The sequence below is a fragment of the Pseudomonas muyukensis genome (genome assembly GCF_019139535.1).
Classification (GTDB): Bacteria; Pseudomonadota; Gammaproteobacteria; order Pseudomonadales; family Pseudomonadaceae; genus Aquipseudomonas; species Aquipseudomonas muyukensis.
The window spans coordinates 3002968-3025377 of the sequence record NZ_CP077073.1 but is presented as its reverse complement, the minus strand read 5'-3'; the positions used below and the strand labels follow the sequence as shown (position 1 = coordinate 3025377).

17 protein-coding genes are annotated in these 22410 nt (G+C 64.6%); 8 read left to right on the top strand and 9 right to left on the bottom strand.

Going from position 1 to position 22410, the window contains the following annotated elements; genetic code table 11:
• Positions 1 to 123: 123 nt before the first annotated feature.
• Positions 124 to 804, top strand: coding sequence for a response regulator transcription factor (locus tag KSS95_RS13780; RefSeq protein WP_217847633.1), 681 nt, complete (start codon positions 124 to 126; stop codon positions 802 to 804).
• Positions 782 to 2164: a sensor histidine kinase gene (locus tag KSS95_RS13775; RefSeq protein WP_217847632.1), complete on the top strand. Its 1383-nt coding sequence runs from the start codon at positions 782 to 784 to the stop codon at positions 2162 to 2164. The genes KSS95_RS13780 and KSS95_RS13775 overlap by 23 nt, the downstream gene beginning before the upstream one ends.
• Positions 2165 to 2780: 616 nt before the next feature.
• Here KSS95_RS13775 and cysS read toward each other — a convergent pair.
• Together cysS and KSS95_RS13765 are read right to left on the bottom strand one after the other, a co-directional pair.
• Positions 2781 to 4163, bottom strand: a complete 1383-nt coding sequence (gene cysS, locus KSS95_RS13770; RefSeq protein ID WP_217847631.1) for a cysteine--tRNA ligase — start codon at positions 4161 to 4163, stop codon at positions 2781 to 2783.
• A 9-nt stretch (positions 4164 to 4172) separates the two neighbouring features.
• The gene (locus KSS95_RS13765) at positions 4173 to 5876 is read right to left on the bottom strand and encodes a glutamine--tRNA ligase/YqeY domain fusion protein (RefSeq protein ID WP_217847630.1); all 1704 of its coding nucleotides are present in this window, start codon (positions 5874 to 5876) and stop codon (positions 4173 to 4175) included.
• 247 nt (positions 5877 to 6123) lie between these two features.
• Between KSS95_RS13765 and KSS95_RS13760 the strand changes: the two genes are divergently transcribed.
• Positions 6124 to 6624, top strand: a complete 501-nt coding sequence (locus tag KSS95_RS13760) for a peptidylprolyl isomerase (RefSeq protein WP_217847629.1) — start codon at positions 6124 to 6126, stop codon at positions 6622 to 6624.
• On the top strand, positions 6621 to 7343 hold the full coding sequence (locus tag KSS95_RS13755) for a UDP-2,3-diacylglucosamine diphosphatase (protein ID WP_217847628.1): 723 nt from the start codon (positions 6621 to 6623) through the stop codon (positions 7341 to 7343). Before KSS95_RS13760 ends, KSS95_RS13755 begins: the two co-directional genes overlap by 4 nt.
• A 140-nt stretch (positions 7344 to 7483) precedes the next feature.
• Here the strand turns inward: KSS95_RS13755 and pvdQ are convergent, their stop codons facing one another.
• The gene (gene pvdQ, locus KSS95_RS13750; RefSeq protein ID WP_437179546.1) at positions 7484 to 9790 is read right to left on the bottom strand and encodes a bifunctional acylase PvdQ; all 2307 of its coding nucleotides are present in this window, start codon (positions 9788 to 9790) and stop codon (positions 7484 to 7486) included.
• Positions 9791 to 9989: 199 nt separating this feature from the next.
• Here pvdQ and KSS95_RS13745 point away from each other — a divergent pair, with 199 nt between their 5' ends.
• On the top strand, positions 9990 to 10352 hold the full coding sequence (locus KSS95_RS13745) for a fe2+ zn2+ uptake regulation protein (protein WP_217847626.1): 363 nt from the start codon (positions 9990 to 9992) through the stop codon (positions 10350 to 10352).
• Positions 10353 to 10387: 35 nt separating this feature from the next.
• Here KSS95_RS13745 and KSS95_RS13740 read toward each other — a convergent pair whose 3' ends face one another.
• Positions 10388 to 10576, bottom strand: coding sequence for a hypothetical protein (locus KSS95_RS13740; RefSeq protein WP_011533313.1), 189 nt, complete (start codon positions 10574 to 10576; stop codon positions 10388 to 10390).
• Between the two features lie 395 nt (positions 10577 to 10971).
• Here KSS95_RS13740 and KSS95_RS13735 point away from each other — a divergent pair, with 395 nt between their 5' ends.
• Positions 10972 to 11352 carry a Mor transcription activator family protein gene (locus KSS95_RS13735; protein WP_217847625.1) on the top strand — a complete coding sequence of 127 codons (381 nt, stop codon included), beginning with the start codon at positions 10972 to 10974 and terminating at the stop codon, positions 11350 to 11352.
• A 122-nt stretch (positions 11353 to 11474) separates the two neighbouring features.
• On the opposite strand, the gene KSS95_RS13730 is transcribed toward KSS95_RS13735, so the two are convergent.
• From KSS95_RS13730 to KSS95_RS13720, 3 genes are read right to left on the bottom strand one after another with little or no spacing between them, the layout of a single operon-like run.
• A complete protein-coding gene (locus KSS95_RS13730; RefSeq protein WP_217847624.1) occupies positions 11475 to 15146 on the bottom strand; it encodes a translocation/assembly module TamB domain-containing protein in 3672 nt (1223 codons plus the stop codon).
• Positions 15146 to 16888, bottom strand: coding sequence for an autotransporter assembly complex protein TamA (locus KSS95_RS13725; protein WP_217847623.1), 1743 nt, complete (start codon positions 16886 to 16888; stop codon positions 15146 to 15148). Before KSS95_RS13725 ends, KSS95_RS13730 begins: the two co-directional genes overlap by 1 nt.
• A 53-nt stretch (positions 16889 to 16941) precedes the next feature.
• Complete coding sequence (locus KSS95_RS13720; RefSeq protein WP_217847622.1) at positions 16942 to 17592, bottom strand: GNAT family N-acetyltransferase; 651 nt, start codon at positions 17590 to 17592, stop codon at positions 16942 to 16944.
• A gap of 166 nt (positions 17593 to 17758) precedes the next feature.
• Between KSS95_RS13720 and xthA the strand changes: the two genes are divergently transcribed.
• Positions 17759 to 18571, top strand: coding sequence for an exodeoxyribonuclease III (gene xthA, locus KSS95_RS13715; protein WP_217847621.1), 813 nt, complete (start codon positions 17759 to 17761; stop codon positions 18569 to 18571).
• A 107-nt stretch (positions 18572 to 18678) separates the two neighbouring features.
• Positions 18679 to 21114: a hypothetical protein gene (locus KSS95_RS13710; protein ID WP_217847620.1), complete on the top strand. Its 2436-nt coding sequence runs from the start codon at positions 18679 to 18681 to the stop codon at positions 21112 to 21114.
• Positions 21115 to 21126: 12 nt separating this feature from the next.
• Here KSS95_RS13710 and KSS95_RS13705 read toward each other — a convergent pair whose 3' ends face one another.
• Positions 21127 to 21879, bottom strand: a complete 753-nt coding sequence (locus tag KSS95_RS13705) for an anti-sigma factor family protein (RefSeq protein WP_217847619.1) — start codon at positions 21877 to 21879, stop codon at positions 21127 to 21129.
• Positions 21876 to 22394, bottom strand: a complete 519-nt coding sequence (locus KSS95_RS13700) for a sigma-70 family RNA polymerase sigma factor (protein WP_217847618.1) — start codon at positions 22392 to 22394, stop codon at positions 21876 to 21878. Before KSS95_RS13700 ends, KSS95_RS13705 begins: the two co-directional genes overlap by 4 nt.
• Between the last annotated feature and the right edge of the window lie 16 nt (positions 22395 to 22410).

Here is a 22410-nt window from a genome sequence, read left to right as displayed (position 1 = left end):
CGATGGCATGCCCCCTTCGCGTATGGCACCTACCGCTCCATTGACCCAGATGAATTTTTCTTAAATCGCCGCTTGTCTATTCTTTGGCACAATCAGGTCTCCACTCGCCGCCCAGGAACCAGCATGCCTCGCGTACTGACCATCGAAGACGACGCCGTCACTGCCCAGGAAATCGTCGCCGAACTGTCCAGCCACGGGCTGGAAGTCGACTGGGCCGACAACGGCCGCGAAGGCCTGGCCAAGGCCATCGCCGGCGGCTACGAGCTGATCACCCTCGACCGCATGCTGCCCGAGGTCGATGGCCTGACCATCGTCACCACCCTGCGCAACCTGAAGATCGCCACGCCAATCCTGATGATCAGCGCCCTGTCGGACGTCGACGAACGCGTCCGTGGCCTGCGCGCCGGTGGCGACGACTACCTGACCAAGCCATTCGCCTCCGACGAAATGGCCGCCCGGGTCGAAGTGCTGCTGCGGCGCAACAGCGTGCCGATGACCCAGACTCGCCTGCAGGTGGCCGACCTGGAGTTGGACCTCATCAGCCACGAGGCGCGTCGGGGCGAGCAGTCGCTGAACCTGCTGCCCACCGAATACAAGCTGCTGGAGTACCTGATGCGCCACTCCGGCCAGGTGATCACCCGGATGATGATCTTCGAGGAGGTCTGGGGCTATCACTTCGACCCCGGCACCAACCTGATCGATGTGCATATCGGCCGCCTGCGCAAGAAGATCGACTCGCCCGGCCAAAGCCCGCTGATCCGTACCGTGCGGGGCTCCGGCTATGCCATTGCCGAACCCGTCTAAAGGCTGGAGCTCCTCCACCAGCCGCCTGCTGGCGTTGTACAGTTTCCTGTTCGTGGCCTGGAGCAGCATCCTCATGGGGGTGCTGTACTTCGAGGTCACCAGCTACCTGAACAAGCTCACCCGCCACTCCATGCTGCAACGCCAGCACCTGTTCGCCCACATGAGCGGCAAGCAGCTGGACGATGCGCTGATCGCCAGCCAGGCCTTCGAAGAACGCAGCTTCGATGCCTACGGCCTGTTCGATCGCCAGCTCAACCCCATTGGCGGGCGCATCCGCAACATCCCCGCGGAGCTAGGGCTCGATGGCAAGGTCCATGAACTCAAGCGTTGCCTGGACGCCGACGACCCGCATCTGCCCCGCGACAGCTGCGACGCGGTGGCGATCAAGGTCCAGGACGGCCGCTGGCTGGTGCTGGTACGCGACAACGGCTCGTTGTTCGTGGTGACCCGGATCATCCTGCATGCGCTGCTCTGGGGTATCTCGCTGACCCTGATCCCCGGTTTTGCCGGTTGGTACCTGTTGCGCCGCCGACCACTCAAGCGCATCCGTGCCATCCAGGACCAAGCCGACCTGATCGTCGCCGGCGACCTCACCCACCGCCTGCCGCTGTCGGCCCGCCGCGACGAGCTGGACATGCTGGCGGCCATCGTCAACACCATGCTCGACCGCATCGAGCGGCTGATGCACGAGGTCAAGGGGGTGTGCGACAACATCGCCCACGACCTGCGCACGCCCTTGACCCGGCTGCGCGCCCAGCTGTACCGCATTCGCCAGCAGAGCCCGGCCGGCTCCGCCGAAGGCGAGGCGCTGGATCAGGCGATTGGCGAGACCGACACGCTGATGGCGCGTTTTCGCGGGTTATTGCGCATCAGCGAGCTTGAAGACCGGCAGCGACGCGCCGGCTTCGTCCGGCTCGACCCGCAGGGGCTGCTGCTGGAGTTGCACGACTTCTACCTGCCGCTGGCCGAGGACGGAGGCATCCGTTTGCAACTGAATCAGCCCGCGCAGTTGCCGGCGCTGCATGGTGACCGTGAGTTGCTGTTCGAGGCATTGGCCAACCTGGTGGGTAACGCGATCAAGTTCACCCCCGAAGGCGGGCAGGTGCGCATCGAGGCGCTGGAAAACCCCCAGGGCGTGCAGATTTCGGTCGAGGACAGCGGCCCGGGGATTCCGGCGGATGAGCGCGAGGCGGTGCTCAAGCGCTTCTACCGCAGCGAGGAAGGCCACCGTCATGCCGGGTTCGGGCTGGGGTTGTCGATCGTTGCGGCGATCGTCGACCTGCATGGCTATGGATTGGAGGTGGGGGCCAGCGAATTGGGTGGGGCAAGGCTGGTGCTGCACTGCACCAAGGCGGTCTGAACCGCAGATCCCGTAGGAGCCAGCTGCTGGCGAACCAGGCGACGCGGTGGCTGGCACCTGCTGCGCCGGTGTTCGCCGGCAAGCCGGCTCCTACACCGGTTATGCCCTGCAATACCCGTAGGCGCCAGCTTGCTGGCGAAACAGGCGACGCGGTGGCTGGCACCGGCTGCGCCGGTGTTCGCCGGCAAGGCCGGCTCCTACACCGGTTATGCCCTGCAATACCCGTAGGCGCCAGCTTGCTGGCGAAACAGGCGGCGCGGTGGCTGGCACCGGCTGCGCCGGTGTTCGCCGGCAAGGCCGGCTCCTACGCCGATTACGGCCTGCAACATCCGTAGGAGCCAGCTTGCTGGCGAACCAGGCGCCACGGTGGATGGCACCGGCTTTGCCGGTGTTCGCCGGCAAAGCCGGCTCCTACGCCGCCCGCGACCTGCCCGCCCGTAGGAGCCAGCCTTGCTGGCGAACCAGGCGCCGCGGTGGATGGCACCGGCCATGCCGGTGTTCGCCGGCAAGGCTCCTACGCCGATTACGGCCTGCAATACCCGTAGGCGCCAGCTTGCTGGCGAACCAGGCGACGCAGTTGAGCGCACCGCCAACTGGCTGGCAAACCGGGCGCCGATCAGTCAGCCAGGCGCCAGGTGGTGGCACCCTTGCTGTCTTCCAGCACCACGCCCATGGCGGTCAGCTGGTCACGAATGCGGTCGGACTCGGCCCAGTTCTTGTCGCTGCGCGCCTGCAGACGCGCCTGGATCAACGCCTCCACTTCGGCGGCATCGACCTTGCCCTCGGCACCGGCGCGCAGGAAGTCATCGGCCTCCAGCTGCAGCACACCCAGCACATCACCCAGCTCGCGCAGGCGGCCCGCCAGGCCCGCGGCGACTTCGGGATCACTGTCGCGCAAGCGGTTGATCTCGCGCACCAGGTCGAACAGCACAGCGCAGGCTTCCGGGGTTCCGAAGTCGTCGTTCATCGCCACGGTAAAGCGCTCGACGAACGCCTCGCCGCCCTTCGCCGCTACCCGCGGCAGGCCACGCAGGGCGTGATAGAAGCGCTCCAGCGCGCCCTTGGCGTCACGCAGGCTGTCCTCGGAATAGTTGATCGCGCTGCGGTAGTGGCTGGCCACCAGCAGGTAGCGCACCACCTCCGGGTGGTACTTGTCGAGCACGTCGCGGATGGTGAAGAAGTTGTTCAACGACTTGGACATCTTCTCGCCATTGATGCGAATCATGCCGCAGTGCATCCAGGCGTTGGCGTATGGCTTGCCGGTAGCGGCCTCGCTCTGGGCGATCTCGTTCTCGTGGTGCGGGAACTCCAGGTCGCTGCCGCCACCATGGATGTCGAAGCTCTCGCCCAGGCAGCAGGTGGACATCACCGAGCACTCGATATGCCAGCCCGGACGGCCCGGCCCCCACGGCGAATCCCAGTATGGCTCGCCCGGCTTGACGCCCTTCCACAGCACGAAGTCCAGCGGATCCTGCTTGGCCTCGTCGACCTCGATGCGGGCACCGATGCGCAAGTCTTCGATCTTCTTGCGCGACAGCTTGCCGTAGCCGGCGAACTTGCCGACCCGGTAGTACACGTCGCCATTGCCCGGGGCGTAGGCGTAGCCCTTGTCGATCAGGGTCTGGATCATCGCATGCATGCCGGCGATGTGGTCGGTGGCACGCGGCTCCTGGTCCGGCGGCAGGATGTTCAGGCGCCGCTCGTCCTCGTGCATCGCATCGATCATGCGGGCGGTCAGCGCGTCGAACGACTCGCCGTTCTCATTGGCCCGGTTGATGATCTTATCGTCGATGTCGGTGATGTTGCGCACGTAGGTGAGCGCATAGCCGCTCTTGCGCAGCCAGCGGGTGACCAGGTCGAAGGCCACCATGCTGCGGCCGTGGCCAAGGTGGCAGTAGTCGTACACGGTCATGCCGCACACATACATGCGCACCTTGTTGCCATCGAGCGGCTTGAAGGCTTCCTTGGTCTTGCTCAGCGTGTTGTAGATCGAAAGCACGGCGTTTCCTCAGCTGCCCCAGGAGTCACGCAGGGTGACGGTGCGGTTGAACACCGGGCGACCCGGCTGGCTGTCTTTCAGGTCGACGCAGAAATAGCCTTCGCGCTCGAACTGGAAGCGGTCCTCGGCCTGGGCCTGGGCCAGCGAAGGCTCGGCGCGGCAACCGCTGAGCACCTGCAGCGAATCCGGGTTGATGTTGTCGAGGAAGCTGCCGCCGTCCTCGGTCTTCTCCGGGTTGGCAGAGCGGAACAGGCGGTCGTACAGGCGCACCTCGCACTCGACGCTGCCAGCGGCCGGCACCCAGTGGATCACGCCCTTGACCTTGCGGCCCTCGGGGTTCTTGCCCAGGGTGTCCGGGTCGTACGAGCAGCGCAGCTCGACGATGTTGCCGTCGGCATCCTTGATCGCCTCGTCGGCGCGGATCACGTAGCTGCCGCGCAGGCGCACTTCACCGGCCGGTTCCAGGCGTTTATAGCCTTTTGGCGGCTCTTCCATGAAGTCGTCACGGTCGATGTACAGCTCGCGGGCGAATGGCAGCACGCGCACGCCCATGTCCTCTTTCGGGTGGCGCGGCAGTTCGAGCTGCTCGACCTGGCCCTCTGGATAGTTGGTGATGACCACCTTCAGCGGGCGCAGCACGCACATCGCGCGTGGCGCGGTACGGTCGAGGTCGTCGCGGATGCTGAACTCGAGCATCGACATGTCGACCACGCCGTCGGAACGGTTGGTGCCGATCATCTCGCAGAAGTTGCGGATCGAGGCCGGGGTGTAGCCGCGACGGCGGTAGCCCGACAGGGTCGACATGCGCGGGTCGTCCCAGGCCTCGACGTGGCCTTCGTCCACCAGCTGCTTGAGCTTGCGCTTGGAGGTGATGGTGTAGTTCAGGTTCAGGCGGCTGAACTCGTACTGGCGCGGGTGCGCCGGCACCGGCAGCTTGTCGAGGAACCAGTCGTACAGCGGGCGGTGGCTTTCGAACTCCAGGGTGCAGATCGAATGGGTGATGCCTTCGATGGCGTCCGACTGGCCGTGGGTGAAGTCGTAGTTGGGGTAGATGCACCACTTGTCACCGGTCTGGTGGTGGTGGGCATGGCGGATCCGGTACAGGATCGGGTCGCGCAGGTTCATGTTCGGCGACGCCATGTCGATCTTGGCCCGCAGCACCCGCTCGCCATCCTTGAACTCGCCGGCCTTCATGCGCGCGAACAGGTCGAGGTTGTCCTCGACGCTGCGCTCGCGGAACGGGCTGTTCTTGCCCGGCTCGGTCAGGCTGCCGCGGTATTCCTTGGCCTGCTCGGGGGTCAGGTCGCAGACATAGGCATTGCCCGACTTGATCAGTTCCACCGCCCAGTCGTGCAACTGCTCGAAGTAGTCCGAGGCATAGCGCACCGGGCCCGCCCACTCGAAGCCCAGCCACTTGACGTCACGCTGGATGGAGTCGATGTACTCCTGGTCTTCCTTGGCCGGGTTGGTGTCGTCGAAACGCAGGTGGCAGGCACCGCCGAATTCCTTGGCCAGGCCGAAGTTGACGCAGATCGACTTGGCATGACCAATGTGCAGGTAGCCGTTGGGCTCCGGCGGGAAACGGGTGACGATGCTCTGGTGCTTGCCCGCGTCCAGGTCGGCCTGGACGATCGGCCGCAGGAAGTTCACAGGGACGGCGGGGGCGCCTTTGGCAGCGGCGTTTGGCGCGTTGTCGGCAGTGGGCTTGCTCATAGTGTCCTTGAATGCAGGTAGCCGGCCGGGTAGGCCGATTGAATCAAAGCGCCTATCATAGCCGAAGCAGTCAAGCTGCTGACAGCCGGAGCACTGACAAAGTGGCGCGTTTTGTCGCCGCAACGGTCTACAATCCGGCAGAATCACCACCCAGTGGCGTGTGTCGCGGTCACCTGATGCTGCGTCAGGTTAACCGAGCGCAGCGCGCACCCTATTTCCCGTATGCCTTGAAAGAGCGAATTTCAGCATGTCCAAAGTCAAACTGAGCACCAACCACGGCGATATCGTCCTGCAACTGGATGCCGAAAAAGCCCCGCTGACTACCGAGAACTTCGTTCAGTACGTCAAGGAAGGCCACTACGATGGCACCGTGTTCCACCGCGTGATCAAGGGCTTCATGATCCAGGGCGGCGGTTTCGACGCAAACATGAGCCAGAAGAAGACCCGCGCCAGCATCCAGAACGAAGCCGACAACGGCCTGAAGAACGACAAGTACACCATCGCCATGGCCCGTACCATGGAGCCGCACTCGGCCTCGGCGCAGTTCTTCATCAACGCCTCCGACAACGGTTTCCTCAACCACAGCGGCAAGAACGTGCAGGGTTGGGGCTACGCGGTATTCGGTGAAGTGATCGAAGGCAAGGACGTGGTCGACGCCATCGAGAAAGTCGCCACCGGCTCCAAGGCTGGTCACCAGGACGTACCGAAAGACGACGTGGTCATCGAGAAAGCCGAGATCATTGAGTGATCCTGCTGATCTCCGATCTGCACCTGCAAGAAGAACGCCCGGATATTACCCGGGCGTTTGTTGATCTGCTCGAAGGCCGTGCGCGGCATGCCAAGGCGCTGTACATCCTCGGCGACTTCTTCGAGGCCTGGATCGGCGACGATGCCATGACCCCGTTCCAGCAGTCGATCTGCCAGGCCCTGCGCCGGCTGGCCGACAGCGGCACGGCGGTCTACCTGATGCATGGCAACCGCGACTTTCTCATCGGCCAGGCGTTCTGCGAAGCGGCCGGCTGCACCCTGCTGGACGACCCTTGCGTGGTCGAGCTGGGCGGCGAGCCGGTGCTGCTGATGCATGGCGACACCCTGTGCACCCGCGATGTCGGCTACATGAAGCTGCGTCGCTACCTGCGCAACCCGCTGAGCCTGTGGATCCTGCGGCACCTGCCGCTGTCCACGCGGCAAAAGCTGGCGCGCAAGCTGCGCAGCGAGAGCCAATCACAGACGCGGATGAAGAACACCGAAATCGTCGATGTCACCCCGGAGGAAGTGCCGAAGGTGATGGCGGCGCACGGTGTGCGCACCCTGGTGCATGGCCATACCCACCGCCCGGCGCTGCACAAGCTGGTGGTCGATGGCCAGCCGGCGCGGCGTATCGTGCTGGGTGACTGGGATCGCCGCGGCTGGGCGCTGCAGGTGGATGAACAGGGCTTCCAGCTGGCCCCGTTCGAGTTCGCCTGAACGCCAGCCCCCTGTAGGAGCGGCCTCGTGTCGCGAAAGGGCCGCGCAGCGGCCCCGGCGATTACTGCATAAACGCTGAAACCTGGGGCCGCTGCGCGCCCCTTTCGCGACACAAGGCCGCTCCTACAACGCGCCGCCCCTTACTGGGTGGTGACCACCTGCCCCTTGTCCCGCTCGCTGATCACATACTGCCGATACTGCGGATCAGCCTTGATCTGCGCCTCGGTGAACGGAATCGGCGCCAGTTGCTTGGCCGCGAAGGCCCGCGTCTGGTCGGCGGCATGTGCCGAAGCCTGTTCGCTCGACAGCGAGAATGCCAGCAAACCCTGGGCCTGCGGCCCCTGCTCGGTGAAGCTGACCACCTGCAGATAGCTCGAACCACTGACCACCAGGCGCTTGCCCGGCCCCACCGGCACGCTGACCATCGCGTTGTACACGCCCAGCGCCTGCGGACCGCCCGGCACCGGCGTACCATCGGCGGCCTGCTGGATCTGCCCCCAGCGCTGGTCGGCGGCGATACCGGCCTTGGCGAGCTGCGCCTGGGACGCCAGGGCGGCCTCGCGCAGCAGCTTGCCGACCGCCGCCTGCTCCACCGCCAAGCCGCGCGGGGTATGCAGCGGATCGGCCGGATCGAACGGCACCCGCCAGGTCTCGGGATGCTCCGACAATGCCGCGAAAATGTTCATGAAGTGGAGCAGGCCCACGCCGCTGTCCAGGTCGGCCTTGCCATCCCAGGCCTGCAGGCTGTCGCACACCGCCTCAAGATCGGCCTCGACGCCCTGGCACCACTGCAGCAGGTCGGGTTTGAGCAGGCTGGCCTGGTAGACCTCGTCATCGAACACCATGCGCCGCAACTCTTCGACACCCAGCTTGCCCTTGCCTTGCAGACGCTGCAGGGCGAAACGGCTGCGCATGCCCAGGGGCTGGTCGGCGCGACTGACCAGCGGCGAGAAACCGGTGAGTGGCTGCGCCGGGTTGGCCATCCACGCCGAGTCGTTGGCATGCTGCACGAAGTCGCGACGCGCCAGGCTCGGCTGCAGGTGCGCGGGGAAGATCCCCGGCTGGGCCGCCTGCGCATCGACCTTCCACTGGCAGGCACTGCGTGAGCCGTCGAGCACCACCAGCGGGCCCGCGGCCTTGGGATTGCTGCATTGTTCGAGCAGCGCCTGGTCGACATAGGGCACCACCGACTGGTTCAGGTACAGCGCCTGACCCGCCTCGTCCACCGCCAGGGTGTTGACCCATGGGATGCCTTGCAGTTGCGCCACCGAGTCGGTCAATGCCGCCAGGCTGTCGGCACGGTTGATCCGGTACCACTGCTGCAACACCCGGGTATTGTCCAGGTTGGCGTCGCGCAGGCTGTAGGCCGCGTGGGTGTCCCAGTCCAGGCGGCCCGGCCACTGCACCACGGGGCCGAACTTCGAGACATAGACCGGACGCTCCACCTGGCTCAGGCTGCCATCCTTGGCCTTGACCGTGACACTCAGGGTCTGGCGCTCCAGCGGCAGCGACTGGCCGTCCAACAGGTAGCGGGTGGCGTCCTTCGGGTCCAGCTCTAGGCGATACAGGGTGAAGTGCTTGGAGGTATCGACGGTGTGAGTCCAGGCCAGGTGACGGTTGAAGCCGATATTCACCACCGGCAGGCCCGGCAGGGCCGCACCCATCACGTCCAGCTGGCCAGGGATGGTCAGTTGCATCTGGTAGAAACGCAGGCCGCCGACCCAGGGGAAATGTGGATTGGCCAGCAGCAGGCCGCGGCCGTTGGCCGAACGTTCCGCGCCCACGGCAACCGCATTGCTGCCGCGCTCCGCGGCAAAGCTTGCCTGGCGCGCCAGCGCCACGCTGTAGTCGACCGGCGGGCGCTGCGCGGCCAGTTTCGGTGGGGTCGCGGCCACCAGCGCTTCGGCGAACTGCCCTACCCCACCCTCGGCCAGCAGCCGGCGGGTCAACTTGACCAGGTCGCGACTGGTGATCGGACGCAGCCAATCGCCCGCCCCGCATTCAGCCGGCAGCCCTTGGCTGCGACGCTCAGCCAGGGCACGGTTGTAGCCGCTGGCGTAACCTTCCAGCAGGTCACGCACCGCCACCGGTTGCGCCTGCAAAAAACCATCGATGGCCGCGGGGGCGTTGAGCCAGGTAAAGAACACATCGCTGGCCAGGTTTGCCCGCTGCTCGACGGTCTTGCCTTCGGCACCGAAGTAGCGCGAGCGCTCGCCATTGACCGTCAGCACCTCGCCCGCCAGCAGGCACAGGTTGTCCTGGGCATAGGCATAACCGATGCCGTAGCCCAGGCCGCGCTCATCCTTGGCCAGGATATGTGGCACGCCAAAGCTGGTCCGGCGGATTTGCGCGGAGGCATCGCCCACCGCTTCGCGGGCCTGGGCGACCAGGCAGGCCCCCGTCAGCGCGACGGCAAGGCCAAGGTGGAACAGGGGACGGGCAGTCACGGGCATTCCTCATGCAACTCGGGTTATCCCGAACAGACGAGCAGCCACATGAAAATTTTACGGTTAACGGCGTGCCGCAACGTTTTCTACAGAGGTTGTCGGATTTTTTTACCGAGGAGTTGCAGTTTTGTCGATCTCGTTCGTCTTTATAAGTGAGGCACACACGATTTCGGGACAGTCCACGAAAAGGAGCATTCACATGTACAACCCGCAACGCGCGCTGGCGGTCGCCCCCAGCCCGGGCCAGCCGCCGGTCGCGCCGGAAGAACGCCTGGCCAACGAGCAGATTCGCGAACTGCTGCGCAGCTATGGCCTGCGCACCAGCCTGATTCGCCTCAAGGTCATCGACGCCTTGCACGCCGCCGACCGCAACGGCCGCAGCATTGGCGTGCGCGGCGTCCACGCGCAACTCGAGCAACTGGACATTCCGCTGTCGTTCCTGAGCGTGCGCGAAGTGCTCAAGCGCCTATGCAGCGAAGGCGTGATCAGCCTTGGCCACGACAAATGCTACAGCCTCAACCCCGAGGCCCGCGCCGTGCTCGAACAGCACAGCGCACGCTGAGCGCATGGCCGGCAGGCAAAGGCCGGCCCGCCCCGTCAAGGCTTGACCTTGCGCCGCAGGATCCCGTTGATCACCACCACGACCACCGCGATGGCGATGGCGATGTACTGGAATGTCTGCTCGCTGATGGTCCCCTGCTTTTGCAGATAACTTAGGCCGAGCATGATGCCCAGCACCACCAGGATGATCAGGATCGAATATTTCAGGCGCTGCACGTGTGTCATCGGAGGTTCCTTGCGACATCAGGGACATGGGGCTCCCAGGGAGCCGGCGCCATGATACCTCGCTGCTTTTTCCTATGCTGAATTTCCTGCCTTTCTCTCGAGCTTTCACACCCAACGCCCTTGGGAGGCTTTCCCCTGCATCCGCGTTGGGTAAAGCACCCCAAATGCCATCATGGAAGCCGTTCTCCCCGAGGTTTGGGGCCTACAGCGTAAGGGTGAAGGCATTTCCTACGCCGAGCTGGATTGCTGCCTTCAAATGATGAGCCTCAAAGGCTACAAGTCCTGGTCCGCTTCGCGCCTAGCGACGCTTTCCTGAGCTGATCAAGAATCGATTCACGGCGCGACCTCTAGCGGCAAGCGCCCTGAAAAATCCATCCAGCAAAAGGAAGCTTCACGTGGAAACGCCAGATCTGAGCAACATAGAAACCAACCAGCTCCCACAGTCGCTGCAAGCACTGATCGAATGCATCGGTTTGCAAAACGCCTATCGCCTGACCAGCGCCTTCGGCGGACGCCCCAAGTACATCCCCAAGCATCGCGATCGCACCAAGCTGGCAGACGTCCTGCCACCCCAGGCGCTCGACGCGCTGATCGAGCGCTTTGCCGGCCTGGCCCTGGAAATTCCCAAGGCCGACCATTTCCAGCGGCAATTGCGCAACCAGCAGATCCAGAAAGAAAGCGCCGACGGCCTGTCCCGCAGCCTGCTGGCCGACAAATACGGTTTGAGTCTGCGCCAGATCGGCAACATCCGTCGCCAGGACTGTCACGCCCGTTGAACAATCCCGCACACCACGTACCCGGCGTCCGACACCACGCCAGGTCAGAACCGTCAGTATTCAATGGGGTCAACAGCAGCCGCAGCCGACCAGGGATGGCCGGCGCGGGTCAGGGACAGCGCTTAGAAATCGCGCTTGTAGAAGATATCCAGCGAACTGGCCAAGCCGCTGGCGGCCTCGAGATAGACCTTTTTACTCAGTTTGTAGCGCAGCGCGATGGTATTGGCCGGCTCGAACACACCAACACCATAGCGCAGGCTCAGGCGCTCGGTCAGGTTACCGCTGGCCACCACGCTGGTACTGTTGCCCGAGCCTTGGGTATCGAGCTGGAAGTCCTCGATACCCAGGTTCGACGCCAGGCCGCCGGTCAGGCCGGCACTGCCCATCAAGCCCAGGCCCAGGGCGGCCTCGGCCAGCATGTTGTTGTCCTCGCCAGAACCACCCAGTGGCCTGCCCAGCACCAGGTAGGACAAGGCCTGTTCCTGGCTCATCGCCGGCTCCGAGAACACCTTGGTGGTGGGCTGCTCGGCGCTGCCGCTGAGGCGGATACCGGCAATCACATCATCGACCTGGCGAATCGCCTCGATGTCCAGGTACGGCTGGTCGATGGGCCCGGCGAACAACAGGCGTGCACGGCGAATGGTCAGGCGCTGGCCGTAGGCGCGGTAGCGGCCGTCGGCCAGGCTGAGCTCGCCACGGGTGTCGAGGTTGTCGCCGATGTGCACGTGGCCGAGCAGGTTGGCGCTCAGGCCAAAGCCACTGAACGACAGTTTTTCACGGCCGACATCGACGTCGATATCCATGGCCACGGCCATTGGCGGCTTACCCGCGTCAGTCTGCTGGCCGACGATCACCGTGTCATCGGAAACCTTCACCGTTGAAGGTGGCAACTCGCGCACGGTGATTTTGCCCTTGGGCACGTGAACCTTGCCGGTGACCGCCAGCCGATCCTCGACCAGACGGATAACCAGGTCGGGAGCCACCTCCAGGGCCGCGTAGGGTTCCACGTTGACCGGCAGTTGCTGGCCCTGCAGTCGCAGGTCCATGGCCAATGCCTGGCCCCAGGTCATCTGTCCGGCCAATTGCCCTCGCCCAGCCTCACCACTGCGCCAGTCGCCCTTGAGCTGCACCTGTTCGCCGGCGATCAGCGCTTGTAACGACAACGCCTCGAGGCTGACCGGCAGCTCGGCGCCACTGACCTCGCCACCGCTCAAGGCCAGGCTGCCATCGACTTGCGGCGCCAGCAGGCTGCCGGACAGACGCCCACTGCCATTGAGCTGACCGGCCAGGCGCTCGACCATCGGCAGAAACGGCCTGGCAATCGACAGGTCGAGCCCGGCCAGGTGGAAATCACCAGACAGCGGCTTGTTGCGGCCCAGCGGGTCGAGCCGTGTGTTCAGGCTTAGCTGACCAAGCCGCTGCCCCTGGAAATCCAGGCGCGTGTCGACCCGCCGGGGCGCCAGGCTGCTGTCCAGGCGCAACACCTGATACGGGAAATCGACCCAGCGCCCTTTGTCACGTACCCGCAAGGTCCCCTGGCTGGCATCGATACGCACCGTGCCCTTGGGGCCGCTGGCCGGGATATCGAGGTTGATATCGGCGTTGAGCAGGCCCTGCCAGGCAAAGTCCTTGGGCAGCCATTGCGCCAGGCTGTCCAGCGGAAACTGCTTGAGGTGATAACGCAGGCGCGGCTCGGGGGCCAGGCGCTGGTCCTCGCCACACAAGCTGGCCTGGCCGGAGCGCCAGCAGTGGGCGGCAAAATCCAGCTGCCCGTTGGCCAGGCGCTGCAGCTTCGTCGGCGCCTGCAATTGCCAGTCCTGGCCCCCGGCCTGGATACGTCCACTGGCCAGGCGGCCACGCCAGTCACCTTTGCTCAATGCGCCATCCACGGCCAGGTCGAGCTTGAGCTGGGGCCCCACGAGGGCGAGGGTGGCGGCCTGCTGGCGGATATCGCCCTTGCCTTGTACCTCAAGGTTGCCCAAGGCGGTCTCGCCCAGGCGAATACCACCGACCTTGAGCGCTAGCTGAGCGCGCTGGGCGTTGTCCAGGCGTGCATCCAGATCCAGGCGTTGCAGACGGTTGTCGGCCTGCCCGAGTTGCTGGCCTTGCAAGGTGAACGTGCCCTGCGGGGCTGCCAGGGTGCCTGCTACATCCAGACGGCCCTTGGCCTGCCCTTGCAACTGTGGCCACAGCTGGCCGAGGCGCGGCAGCTCCAGGTCGATGCGCCCGGCCAGGCGCTGCTGCAGGCTGCCACTGCCAGTGATGCGGTTGTCACCCAGCTGTACTGCCAGGCTGCCCAAGGTCCAGTGATCGCCCTCGCCTTCGGCGTCGACCTTGAGCAACGCCGGCTGGCCGCGCAAACGGCCCTTGAGGTCGAGTTGCGCCTTGAGCCTGAGCTGTTCGTTGTGCCATTCCCCCTGGCTGCGCAAGGGGCCGGCCAGGCTGCCCGGCAGCTCGGCCAGCCAGTAGGCCGGGTCCAGGGCCGACAGTTGCAGATCGACATCCCACGCCAGGCTATCGGCAAAACGCAGGGCAATGCTGCCTGCCGCCTTGCCCTGCCCCGCGCTCAGCGCCAGCTGCGGCAAGCGCACCTGAGCGAGGTCGCCTTCGAACGGGCTGGCCAGGCTGAAGGCACCGGCCGGCCCATCGAGGTCACCCTTGAAGGCCCCCTTGTAGTTGCCGTCGCGGTATTGCACCTGGGCGTCAAGGCGCTTGAGGCTGACCTGGGGCGCGGGCTCCAGCGGATACAGACGCAGCCATGGGAAGTCCAGCCAATCCAGGCTCGCCTCGGCACTCAGGCCCTGCTGCCAGTCGGCACTGGCCTGCAACTTCAGGTGCTGGCTGTCGCGGGCCTTGAGGTCCAGGGCATCCAGGCGCGCCCCCTTGGCATCGACCTTGCCGGCCAGCACCAGCCCCACGGGGCCCTGCTCGGCCGGCAACGTGGCGCTGCCGGACAGCCGGTAGCCCTTGAGCAAATCCCCTTGGGCATCGAGCTTCAACTGGTTCAGTTGCAAGGTGTCGGGCAGGCTGCCAGCAGGCTTGAACCCATCGCTGCGAATGCTCAAGCGTGCCGGCAGGTGCTCGGCCAGGGCTTGCAGCTCACCGCTCAGGCGCGCGTCCAGGTAACCGCTGCTATCGGCCTGCAGGGTCAGCGTCTGCTGCAACGCCCCCTTGGCGTTCAGCGCCAGCTGCCAGGCCTTGCCATCAACCGCAGGCAGCTGCAGCGTGCCTTGCAGTTGCAGTGGCCAGTCGCCCTGCGGTTGCACATCAGCGCAAATATCAAGGAGCAGGTCATCACGACGCACGCGCAGGGTGTCGACCCGCAAACCGCTGGCGGTCCAGTGCGCCGCCAGTTGCAGGTCGCCGAGCAGATCGCTGCCGTCCAGGCGCATCTGGCCCACCTTGACCTCGCCCAGTTCGATCGCCAGCGGCAGGCGCAGCGTCGGTAACTGCAATGGGCCGCTATCGGCCTGTTGCTCACCCGGGGCAAAGGCCATGTCGATACGCTCGGCTTGCAGGCGCTCGATACACAGGGTGGCACGCAGCAGGCAGGCCGGTGACCAGCTCATTTGCGCGGCTTGCAGCTCGACCCGGTTGTCACCCTCGACCCAGCGCAGCTGGCTGGCCTGCCATTGGCCGCCCAGGCGACCACTGAAATCACTGACCTCAAGCCCCGGCACCCGCCCCAGCAGCCAACGGCTGCCGGCATCGGTGCCAAGCAGCAGGCCCAGGGCAAGTCCGATCAGGCTCAACAGGCCCAGCAGCACGATCAGGCAGGTTCTGAATACACGCATCACAGCTCAGGCCCCATGGAAAAGTGCAGGCGCAGACCGCCATCGTCATCCAGCGCGCGCGCCAGGTCCAGGCGCAACGGCCCAACCGGCGACACCCAGCGCACGCCGAAACCGACACCGGTCTTCAGGCTAGGCAGCTCCAGCGAGTTGAAGGAGTTGCCCTGGTCGATGAAGGTTGCCAGGCGCCATTTTTCCGCAATCGAATACTGGTACTCGGCGCTGCCCGCGACCAGGTAGCGACCACCGATGCGGTCGCCCTTGTTGTTCTTCGGCGACAGCGACTGGTAGTCGTAGCCGCGCACGCTCTGGTCACCACCGGCAAAGAAGCGCAGCGAGGGTGGGATGTTCTGCTGATAGCCATTGGTCGCGCTGCCGCCGAACTGCACCCGGCCGAGCAAACGATGGTTCTGGCCAAGGGTGGTCAGGCCCTTGAGCAGCACGTTGCCATGCACCAGGTTGGTGTCCGAGCCCAGCCCTTCCTTGGCCGCCTGCAGGTCGAACTGCAGGCGATAGCCGTTGTGCGGGTCGATGCGGTTGTCGCTGCGCAAGTAGGAAAAACTCACGCCCGGCATGAGCAGGTTGCTCAGGCCCGAGTCGTCGCCCAGGCGGTACTCTTCACGCTGGTATTTCAGCGAGATGACCCGCTGCCAGCCGCTGGGCAGCTTGCTGTGCCATTCCGGGCCGACCGTCAGCAGCTTGCTGAGGGTGTCGGTGCCGGAGATGTCTTCGTTCTGGTAGCCACCGGCGAAGCGCAGCTTGTCGGTGAGCGGCGGGTCCAGCGGAATGTCGTACCACAGGCCGACGTTTTGCCGCGGTGCCGAGAGCTCGGTCTCCCAGCCGTAACTATGGCCTTGCGGATTGACCCAGTGCCGAGTCCAGTTGGCCTTGCCGCGCGGGCCGACGTCGGTCGAGAAGCCCAGGCCCAGGCCCATGGTCCGCGGCTTGCGGGTATCGAGGCGCACGTCCACGGGGATCTCCTCGCCCACCGCGGCGGTGGGCGCTGCATCTACCCGCACGCCCTCGAAGTAGCCGCTCGATTGCAGATCGTTGTTGAGTTCGGCGATCAGTTCGGAATCGTAGGGGGTACCGGGCTTGAACGACACCATGCGTTGCAACAGGTCGTTGTCCAGCGGCGTATCGCCGCCGAAGTTCACCGCGCCCAGGCGATAGCGCGGGCCGCTCTGGTAGATGAGTTCGATGTCGGCCACCCCGGCCTGGGGATCGACCGCCAGGCGCTGGCGCTGGAAACGGCCATCGAAGAAACCGTAGCGCGAGGCCTGGTTCTGGATCAGGCGCTTGGCATCCTCGTAGCTGCCATGGTTAAGTTGCTCGCCTGGGCGCAGGGCCTTGCTGTCGGGGATGCGAAAGGCCTTGAGTTCGCTGGCCGGCCCCTCGATGCGCACGGTGACGTTGCGCAGGTGCACAGGCTCCCCCGGCTCGATTCGCAGGATCAATTGCGCGGGTTTGTCCTTGTCGCCAGGCGCCTTGACCTCGCTGTCGACTTGCGCCTGATAGTAGCCCAGGGCCTGGGCCGCCTTGCGCGCCTGCTCCTCGGCGCCCCGGCTGAAACGCAGCAGCGCTTCTTCGTCGCGGTCACCCAGGCTGCCGATATAACCTTCGATATTGGACTTGAGCGTCTTGTTGGCGGGTTTGACCCGCACCAGCAATTCGCTCTGCGCCCATGCCATGGAGCTGGCGGCCAACAAAAGCAGGCCCCAGCCAAGTCTTCCTGAATACGTCATGGGGCGCATGCTACCAGAGCGCAACGGTCAAAGGGCCCGCCGGTAAATACCTGTCACAGGTTTGCAGACTTGGATGATACGGGATTAGGGTGAAAGAACACTCGCTCGCGGATTGGTCCTACTGCAACTTCACCGATTTCCTGGTAGCCCTGGCGCTGATAGAACGCCAGGTAATGGGCATTGCCAGTATCGAGCACTACGCCGTCGGTGCTCGGATCCTCGGCGCACCAGTCATGCACGGCCTGCAGCAACTGCTCGCCGTGCTGCTGCCCCTGGAATTGCGGATGCACCCCTAACAATGGCAGCACATGCACCTGCTCGCTGGGCAAGCAGCCAGCCAGGGCCGCCTGGTAGTCCAGGTAGCGCCGGGTGCAGCGCAGGCCGGTGCCGAGGATCATGCGCAGGCGCCAGGCCCAGCTGTCCGCCACGCCCAGGCGCCGCTGCGGCGGCACGATCAACGCCACGCCGATCAGGCGATCGTCGCGCAGCAGGCCAATAGCCGGCAGTTGCAGGTAGAAATGCTGGCGCACCCATTCGCGCACCATCACCCGCAGGCGCCGTTCGTAGCCTGGGCGCTGGGCTTCGAACAGCCAGGCAAAGGTCGGCTCGTGACGATAGGCATGGTAGAGCAGCGAACGCACCTCGCGGGCATAGCCCTGGTCGAGCAGACAGGTGCGCGCCGTGGTGGCGATGGTCTCAGGCATTGCGGGCAGTCCTCCTGGAATGGGCATACAGTGCCTTGGAGCCGTTTCACGGCATGTGGTTCAGCGCGTCTTCCAGCACGTTAGCAGCGCCGCCGACACCGCGCCACGCTGGCCGTGAGCGCCGATGTCGGCTAGCATCCGAGGCTTTTACCAGGATCGTCTTGCCATGAAGATCGTCTCGTTCAACATCAATGGCCTGCGCGCCCGTCCGCACCAACTGGCGGCGCTGGTCGACAAGCACCAGCCGGACGTGATCGGCCTGCAGGAAACCAAGGTCAGCGACGAGCAGTTCCCGCTGGCCGACATCGAGGCGCTCGGCTACCACGTCCACTACCACGGCCAGAAAGGCCATTACGGCGTGGCCCTGCTGTCCAAACAAGCCCCGCTGACGCTGTTCAAGGGGTTCGCCAGTGACGAGGAGGACGCCCAGCGCCGCTTCATCTGGGGCACCTTCGCCGACGCCGACGGCACGCCGATCACCATCATGAACGGCTACTTCCCCCAGGGCGAAAGCCGCGACCACCCCACTAAGTTCCCGGCCAAGCAGCGCTTCTACAGCGACCTGCAAGCGCTGCTCGAAGGGCAGTTCAAGAACGACCAACCTGTAGTGGTGATGGGCGATGTGAACATCTCGCCCCAGGACTGCGACATCGGCATCGGCCCGGACAATGCCAAGCGCTGGCTCAAGACCGGCAAGTGCAGCTTCCTGCCCGAGGAGCGTGAATGGATGGAGCGGCTCAAGGGCTGGGGGCTGGTCGACAGCTTCCGCCACCTGCACCCTGAGGTGGCCGATCGGTTCAGCTGGTTCGACTACCGCAGCCGTGGGTTCGAGGACGAGCCCAAGCGCGGGCTGCGCATCGACCTGATCATGGCCTCGCAGGGGCTGCTGCCGCGGCTGAAGGCGGCCGGGGTCGACTATGACCTGCGCGGCATGGAGAAACCCTCGGATCATGCGCCGATCTGGCTTGAACTGGCCTGAGCCCTGACATGTCACCCACCCCCATCTGAATCACCAGGCCCCAATAGGCGGGGCCTGCGCCTGTCATCGAGATCGCTGTGAGCAAGAAAGGAATCAAAGGAAGGTCGTTGCGTGACTTCGAGCCGCTCAACACTGCGGAAGAACTGGTGTTACGCGGTTGCAACACTGGTGAGCCGATCAGTATCGGCCGGGACAGGCCTCATGTGCCCTACCCTGTACGCACTGTCCGAGGGTCGTTTCTCAGGTTTCTGATCCTCGGCGGTGATGACACCACGGCCATCCATGAGCGCGGCATTCTATTGCGCGGGGCTTATATTTCAGGGCGTCTCGATCTGCGCAAGACGACCACCACAGCGCCCTTCGAGTTGCAAGACTGCACCTTCGAACAACAACTTATGCTCAGCGAAGCCCACGTCGCAGGCGCGTTCCGCCTGCGTGGTTGCCGGTTACCCGCGATCGTTGCCAATCGCTGCACCTTGCAGAGCGATCTTCACCTCGTCGACACTTCGCTAGCCAAAGGTCTGAAAGCCTGGAATGCCAACATCCAAGGCAACCTCCTGCTTCAGAAGGTGCGAAGCGGCGAGGCTCTGGCACTTCCCGGTACACAGATCAACGGCGTACTTTATTGCCTGGAGTGTTCACTGCACGCCAGGGCTGAACCTGCGCTGATTCTCAACAACATCACCACCGGTTCCAACGTCGTCATTGACGATTCAACGCTCGACAGCATCCGTTGCCAGCATGCCAGGATCGGTGGCGCTTTACGATTTTCCAACTCCACATTCATGAGCCATGAGGGGTTGGCGCTTGACTTGTTTGGGAGCCGGGTAACGCACAGCCTGCAAATGCATGAAGCGCAGGTGCAAGGCCAACTCAAGCTCGATAGAGCACAGATCGGTGCCACCCTCGACCTCCACGGCACATTCGATGGGGGAAGCCGAGCGGCAATTAACGCCAATGGCTGCACTCTCCAAGGTGGGCTGTACCTGCGCAAAGGTTTCAACGCCAAAGGCCTGGTCAGATTCAGCAAAGCGCAAATCAAAGACAACGTCATGTTAGAAGGTCGCTTCGAAGCGAGCGGACAAGCCATCACGTTCGATGGGGCAACGATTGACGGCAGCCTCAAGCTGGCTCAAATCGAGGTGTTTGGCGAGGTGCGGCTGATAACAACCCGAATCAGTGGACAATTGGTCTGCTCAGCGGCTCGGCTGCATGGAGACAATGGCACTGCCCTGAGCGCCGATGCCGCGACCATCGGCAGAGATGCGCATTTCATTGCCGATTTCTACGCCAAAGGCACCGTAAGGCTGCTGTGCACGACGTTCGAAGGCGACTTGATCTTCAACCATGCACGGTTCGAGGGCGATGCTGGCAGTCGATCGCTCAATGCCAACCAATCGAAAATCCTAGGCAAGGTCGTACTTAATATTCAGGCCAATGGCAGTGTTGCATTCAACGATGCCTGCATCGAAGGTGAGTTGCGCTGCGATCGCAGTACATTCGCCACCGACGCGACTGAAACCCTCAGCCTGAAAAAGACCCGGATCCAGGGCACGCTCTCGCTTCTCAAGTTCGCCAGGCCATTGAGCAGGGCCTCGTTCGAACATGCCCAGGTAGGACGCCTGGATGACGATGAAGGCACCTGGGGAGAACGGATTGTCCTCAATGGTTTCAAGTACGACGCACTGGCCGCCAATCCGCCGTTGAGCCTGGCCAGACGACTCAAGTGGCTGCAATCGCAGGTCGCGCAACTGGCTGCGCCAACTCCAACCCAACCATCAGGCAGGTACCAACGGATCAAGTGCTGGCTGAACAAGCGCTGGCCGGGGGTATGCCGCTTCAATGCGCGGCGCGCCGAGGATTTTCGTCCTCAACCCTGGTGGCAACTCAAGCAAGTGCTTGAGGACTCTGCGCATTTTGCCGAGGCGCGGCGGGTTGGCATCGAGCTGGAAAAGGAAAGACGCAAACTCGGCCTTATCGACCAGCCGCTCGATCCCGAGCACCAACATCGAGGCCTGGTCAGCCGCCTGGTGAGCCGTTGCCTGCATTGGGCGTACGGGCAATTCACCGACTACGGTTACCGGCCTATCAAGCTGCTGCACTACTTCGTGGGCACTTGGCTGGCGTGCGCAGCGATCTACTGGGCCGCCGCGCTGGTGGGGATCTTCGCCCCAACCGACCCACGCATCTATCAGAACCCTGCCTATCAGGCCTGCCGTCCCAACAGTAGCGAGGCCTGGCCAGCGATCAAACCAAGGCTCAAGGAAAACTGGTACCTGTGCGCCGAGCTACCCGCCGAGTACACAGGGTTCAGCCCCCTGGCCTATTCGCTGGATGTGCTGATGCCTTTTGTCGACCTCAAGCAGGAAACCGACTGGGCGCCGCTGGTTCCCACGCCCAAGGCCGACCCCAGCCAGGAGTTCCAGGCGCTCACGGCACAACATGCCGTGCGCCTGGTGATCTGGCTGCAGACCTTGATCGGCTGGGGCATCGGCCTGTTGGCCGCGGCGATCATTTCGGGCCTGGCGCGCAAGACCGAATGAACGCTGCCCGACCTACAGGCTGACGCCCAACGCCTTGCGCAGCGGTTCGACGCGCGCATCATCGGCGGCGCTGACCAAGGCAAAGTTGTAGTCGCCATGCGACCAGTATCGCGCCGCCAGCTGGCCCTCGGTACGCTGGCCGGTGGGCATGCGTTCGAAATGCTCGCCGGGCGAGCGCAGGAACAGGCTGATGCGTTTACCCTGGCCGTCCTCGAACACCAGCAAGGCCGCAGGCCCCGCTTCGTTGCTCAGCAAGCGCGCGCCCACCGGCTGGAAACCGAAGCCGGTCAGGTCCGGCAACTGGCCGACCCGGTTGAAGTGGCGGCCCAGCCACGCTTGCAAACGCGCCGGATCACTGGCCTGGATATCCAGTGCGCTGGCCTGGGCGAATATCCGGTGGGCTTGCACGGCATCGGCCATCGGCAACATCCCGGCGAACAGCGTCGCCTCCCGCGCCTGCCAGCCCCCTAGCCCGCCCAGGCCCACGGCCAGCAGCAGCACGGCCGCCGCAGCCAGGCGCCGTTGCCGGCGTTGGCGCAAGCGCTTGCGCAATGGCGCCAGTGCCAGTCCTGGGTCGAGCGGCCGCTCGCCAAACCCCGCCAGGGCCGCGCGCAAGCGCCGGGCATCCGCTTGCCAGGCCTCGATCCGCGCCGCCTCCTGCGGGTTGGCCGCCAGCCAGGCCTCGACCGCGGCCCGGCGCGCAGGCGCCAGGCAGTCGTCGACGTAGGCGTGCAGTTCGTCTTCAGTGGGGATCAAGCGTGTCATTTGAGTCTCCGCAAGGCCGAGGGCGCAGGGTTGCCCTCGGTCAGTTGACGCAGGGCGGCGCGGGCCCGGGACAGCCGCGACATCACGGTGCCGATGGGAATGCCAAGGGTTTCGGCGGCTTGCTTGTAGCTCAAGCCCTCGACGCTGACCAGCAACAGCAAGGCCCGCTGCTCGGTGGGCAGGCGCGCGAATGCTTGCAGGTCGGCCTGGGCCAGGACGATGCGCTCGGTCTGATCGCCCGCCGTGTCCTCGGCAAGGCCCTGGCCAAACCAGGACAGCCAACGTGCATGCAGGCGCTCGCGGCGCTTACCGTCCAGGAACAAGCGGTACAGGATGGTGAACAGCCAAGGCCGCAGGCCTTCGCGTTCGCGCTGCTGGCCACGACGGCTCAGGGCACGTTCGACCGTGGCCTGGACCAGGTCGTCGGCACTGCCGGGTTCGCGGGTCAGCCACAGGGCGAAGCGCCGCAGGCGTTGCAGCAGTTCGCGCCATTGTTGCTCATCCAGATCGTGCATGGTCGGGTTCCAGGCC